General features: G+C 78.2%; 3 protein-coding genes and 1 pseudogene. All 4 read right to left on the bottom strand.

Features of this window, described 5'->3' with window-relative positions:
• Positions 1 to 668, bottom strand: a 668-nt coding sequence (locus tag GPJ59_RS38760) for a DUF6297 family protein (RefSeq protein ID WP_219671988.1), incomplete at its 3' end; no start/stop codon positions are given.
• Positions 659 to 1,426: an ABC transporter ATP-binding protein gene (locus GPJ59_RS34595; RefSeq protein WP_308120655.1), complete on the bottom strand. Its 768-nt coding sequence runs from the start codon at positions 1,424 to 1,426 to the stop codon at positions 659 to 661. The genes GPJ59_RS34595 and GPJ59_RS38760, both read right to left, overlap by 10 nt.
• Positions 1,423 to 2,415: a thiopeptide-type bacteriocin biosynthesis protein gene (locus GPJ59_RS34590; RefSeq protein WP_219671986.1), complete on the bottom strand. Its 993-nt coding sequence runs from the start codon at positions 2,413 to 2,415 to the stop codon at positions 1,423 to 1,425. Before GPJ59_RS34590 ends, GPJ59_RS34595 begins: the two co-directional genes overlap by 4 nt.
• Positions 2,412 to 3,631 (bottom strand): annotated as a pseudogene (locus GPJ59_RS34585) (hypothetical protein); the annotation flags it as partial. The gene GPJ59_RS34590 and the pseudogene GPJ59_RS34585, both read right to left, overlap by 4 nt.

Genomic DNA, 3,631 nt, shown 5'->3' with positions numbered 1-3,631 from the left:
GCCGCGCCCCGGGGGCGGCGGGCCACGGGGGTCCCGCGGCCGGCCCCGGCCGCGCGGGGGCCCGCAGGGGCGCCCCCGGCCACCCGCACCCGGCCCGCCACGGCGGGGGGGGCCTGGGCCACGGTGCCCAGTCCGACCGCCAGGCAGGCCAGCGCCAGGTGGGCGAGGAGGGCCACCGGGAGCACCTCGTACCGCCACTCGCCCTGCGCCGCGAGGGCGAGTGCGGCGGCCAGGGCACCGGTGGGCAGGGCCGCTGCGCAGGCCACGGCCACGGCCCGCACCAGCCGGGGGCGCAGGAGCCGGCCCCGGTCCCCGGGCAGCGGCAGCAGCCAGGTGATCTCGGCGGGGCTGAGCAGGACCGGCCCCAGGCGCAGGCACAGGGCGAGCTGACCGGCGAACAGCAGCAGTGTGGTGCCGACCACCACGGCGCGGGCGGCCGGACCGCCGGACCATCCGAGCCCCTGGCCGATGCCCGGCGCCGCCTGGACCAGGCCCGCGAGCACCACCAGTGCGGAGACGGCCGCGCACACCCAGGTCCACACGTCGTCGAACCGGGCCCGGCCGGCCCCGCGTTCCCGCCGGGCCCGCGCCGCGGTGGCCACGGCCGTGGCCGTGGCGTCCCCGGTACCGGCCCCGGTCCCGGCGGCGCGTTCGGTGGTCACCGCCACGGCGAGACCTCCGCGACGCCGGTCACCTCGGCGGGGGTGCCCAGGGCGGCCGCCCGGCCCCGGTCCAGGAGCAGCACCCGGTCGGCGGCCTCCTCGACGGTGGCCCGGTCGTGCGAGGCCAGCAGCACGGCGGTGCCGGCGGGCTTCGCCGCCCGCAGGGCGGCGGCCAGCCGGCGGCGGGCGACGGTGTCCAGGCGCTGCTCGGGCTCGTCCACGACGATCAGGCGGGCGGGACGCACCAGGACCGAGGCGAGCAGCAGCATCTGGCGCTGTCCCGCCGACAGGGCGTCGGGGAACGCGTCGGCGCGGTGGTCCAGGCCGAGTTCGGCCAGTACCCGGTCGGTTGCGGCCGCGGCCCCGGAGCCCAGGCCGTGAGCCGTGGCGACCATGCGTACGTGCTCCGCGACGGTGAGGTCGGGGAAGCACTCGGCGCCGTCGAGGAGCAGCCCGACGTCCCGCCGGAAGGCGGGGTCCGCCTCGCGCGGGGCGGCCCCCGCGAGGCGGACCTCGCCGCGGTCCGGCTGCTGGCGGCCCACGCAGACGCGCAACAGGGTGGACTTGCCGGAGCCGTTGGCGCCGGCGAGGGCCAGACAGCGGCCGGGCTCCAGGGCCAGGGAGACCTCGTCCAGGACGGTTTCGTCGGCGTACGCGACGTGGATGTCCTGCGCGGACAGCAGGGCGGCGGTCCCCGAGGTGTCCCGAGTGTCCCGAGTGTCCCGGGCGTCGTCCTTGACGGTGTCCCGGGCGGTGTCAGTCACGCCCCTCCCCCTTCGGTGCCGGCACCGGCCGCCGTGGCCCGCAGCCGGGCAGCGACCTCCGCCAAAATATATTCATCATGCACGAATATACCCATGCGATTGAGGGTCATATGGGTGTGGGAGATCAGCAGGCCGGACCGGGCCGCCGCGGAGCCGAGGGGCAGCAGGGCGGCCAGTGCCTCGGCCCAGGCGGCCCCCGCCGAGCGCCGCGCGGTCAGCGCCGGGGCGCTCACCCGCCCGCGCGTGACGAGGAGTTCGGCCCAGTCCGCGGCGTGCCGGGCCAGCACCGCCGCGGGGAACACCTCGCGCGGGGCGGACCGGGACCAGCCGCTCCAGTAGTCGGCATGGGCCCGCAACTGGCCCAGTACGGGATCGGCCCCGCCGCCGGGCGGCGCCCCGGCGCCGGCCGCCGCCGCGGCCTTGAGCAGGACCTCGGTCCCCAGCAGCCGCAGCCGCAGCTCGTCCAGCCCGGACCCGGCGGCTGCCAGGGCCAGTTCGCTGGAGAGCATGAAGACCTCCTCGGTCGCCTCCAGTGCGGCCCCGGTGCCGTAGCGGTCGGTCTCGGGCACGTAGCGGGCCGCGTGTACGCCGGGCGGCAGCACGGTCGTGGCCAGCCGCCGGTCCACGGTCGGGTCCGAGGCCGTCGAGGCCGCCGCCAGGTCGCCGATGGAGGCCAGGTAGCCCTCCGGGTCGTGGCCGTCGCGGGGCACGTCGGCGAAGGCCTGCCGTACCGCCGTGTCCAGCACGCCGGGCGTGCCGGCGGGGCCGGCACCGGGCCGTGGCAGCAGCCGGATCCGCAGGTGCGGCCCGCCCTCCCAGTAGCGGATGAAGAACCATCGGCGCAGCAGCCCGGCCGCGCGCAGCGGGGCGAGCAGCGCCGGGAGCTGCTCCCGTACCAGCGGCGTGAGCCGGTCCGTGCCCTCGGCGTCGGCGGGCACGTGGACGTGCCAGGAGAGCCAGCCGGCGGGGGCGGTGGCGGGGGTGGTCATGCGCAGTCTCCGGGGTAGCGGCGGACGTCGAGGGCCGCCTCGGTGAACCGGTTGGGCCCGCAGGCCAGTTGGTAGACCGGCACCCGGTCCGGTCCCAGGCCCAGCGCGGCCGCGGCGCCCTCGGCGTCGTAGCTGCGCAGGGGCCGTGCGAACAGCCCGTGCGCGGCCATGGCGTACGACAGGTGCTGGGCCGTCCAGCCCGCAACGGCCAGCAAATCGGCGGCCACTTGGGGCGCGGGCGCGTCGGGGGCGTGGCAGGCGGCCGTCAGGTCGGCGGTGACCAGCCAGACCAGGTTGCACGCGTCGAGTTCGAAGGCGAGGCCGGGTGCGGCGGCGGAGTCCACGAGGAGCGCGCCGCGCGCGGACGCGAGGTCGCCGACGCGGCGGGCCGTGCCGTCGAAGCCGATCCCGTAACAGCCGTCCGCCACGCCCTCCACCTCGCGCACCCAGCAGAACAGGCCGAGGGCGGAACGGGCCGGCAGCAGTGCGCCGAGGCCCCGGGCGCTGCCCGCGAGGGTGTCCAGGGCGGCGCGCCACAGCGCGGCGGGGGCGGGGCGGTGGGCGCCGGTGAAGCCGGAGACACCGCGCGGGGCGCGGCCGCTGTTGCGCTGCCAGACCACGTCGTTCCACGTCGTCGGACCCGGCTCCGGTGCCGTGCCCGGCTCCGGTGCCTTGCCCGGCTCCGGCGTCATGACGTAGCCGGGGACTGCCGCGCCCGGTAGCGGGCCGGCCCATGCCTCGGTCGCACCGGACGGTCCGGCGACGGTCAGCGGGCGGCCCAGCGCCCTGCCCAACAGGGCGAGCGAGGCCAGGACATGACCGGTCTCCAGGCCGGTCAGCACGGTGCGCAGCGGTCCGTAGAACGGCGGCAGGGCCTCCGGGAGCGCGAACGTCCGGATGTGGTCACCGCCTTCACCCACGGGCCCGGCGGGGACCGCGGGCACGCGGAGGGCGTCGCCGGCCTCGGGCCGCGGGAAGCGGCCGACACCGCCGTCCTGGGCGACCAGCCGTACCGGGAACTTGGCCCGCGGCGACGGATAGGCCCGATGCTCCGGATACGGGTTGTCGACCTCGAAGCGCACCGGCGCACACACGGTGGCGGCCACCTCGGCGAGGGACACCGGCGAAGCGGGCGCAGCGGCGGGCCAGCGGGTCCGCGCCAGCAGGTCCCAGCGCGCGGGCAGGCCGCCGGCGGCCGGGTCGGCCGCGTCGGCCG

It is taken from the genome of Streptomyces bambusae, from assembly GCF_019400985.1.
Lineage (GTDB): Bacteria > Actinomycetota > Actinomycetes > Streptomycetales > Streptomycetaceae > Streptomyces > Streptomyces bambusae_A.
This window is presented reverse-complemented; position numbering and strand designations above follow the sequence as displayed.

Coding starts and splice junctions, on each gene's coding strand:
- GPJ59_RS34590 (WP_219671986.1), bottom strand. CDS start 2,415: ATGACCACCCCCGCCACCGCCCCCGCCGGCTGGCTCTCCTGGCACGTC.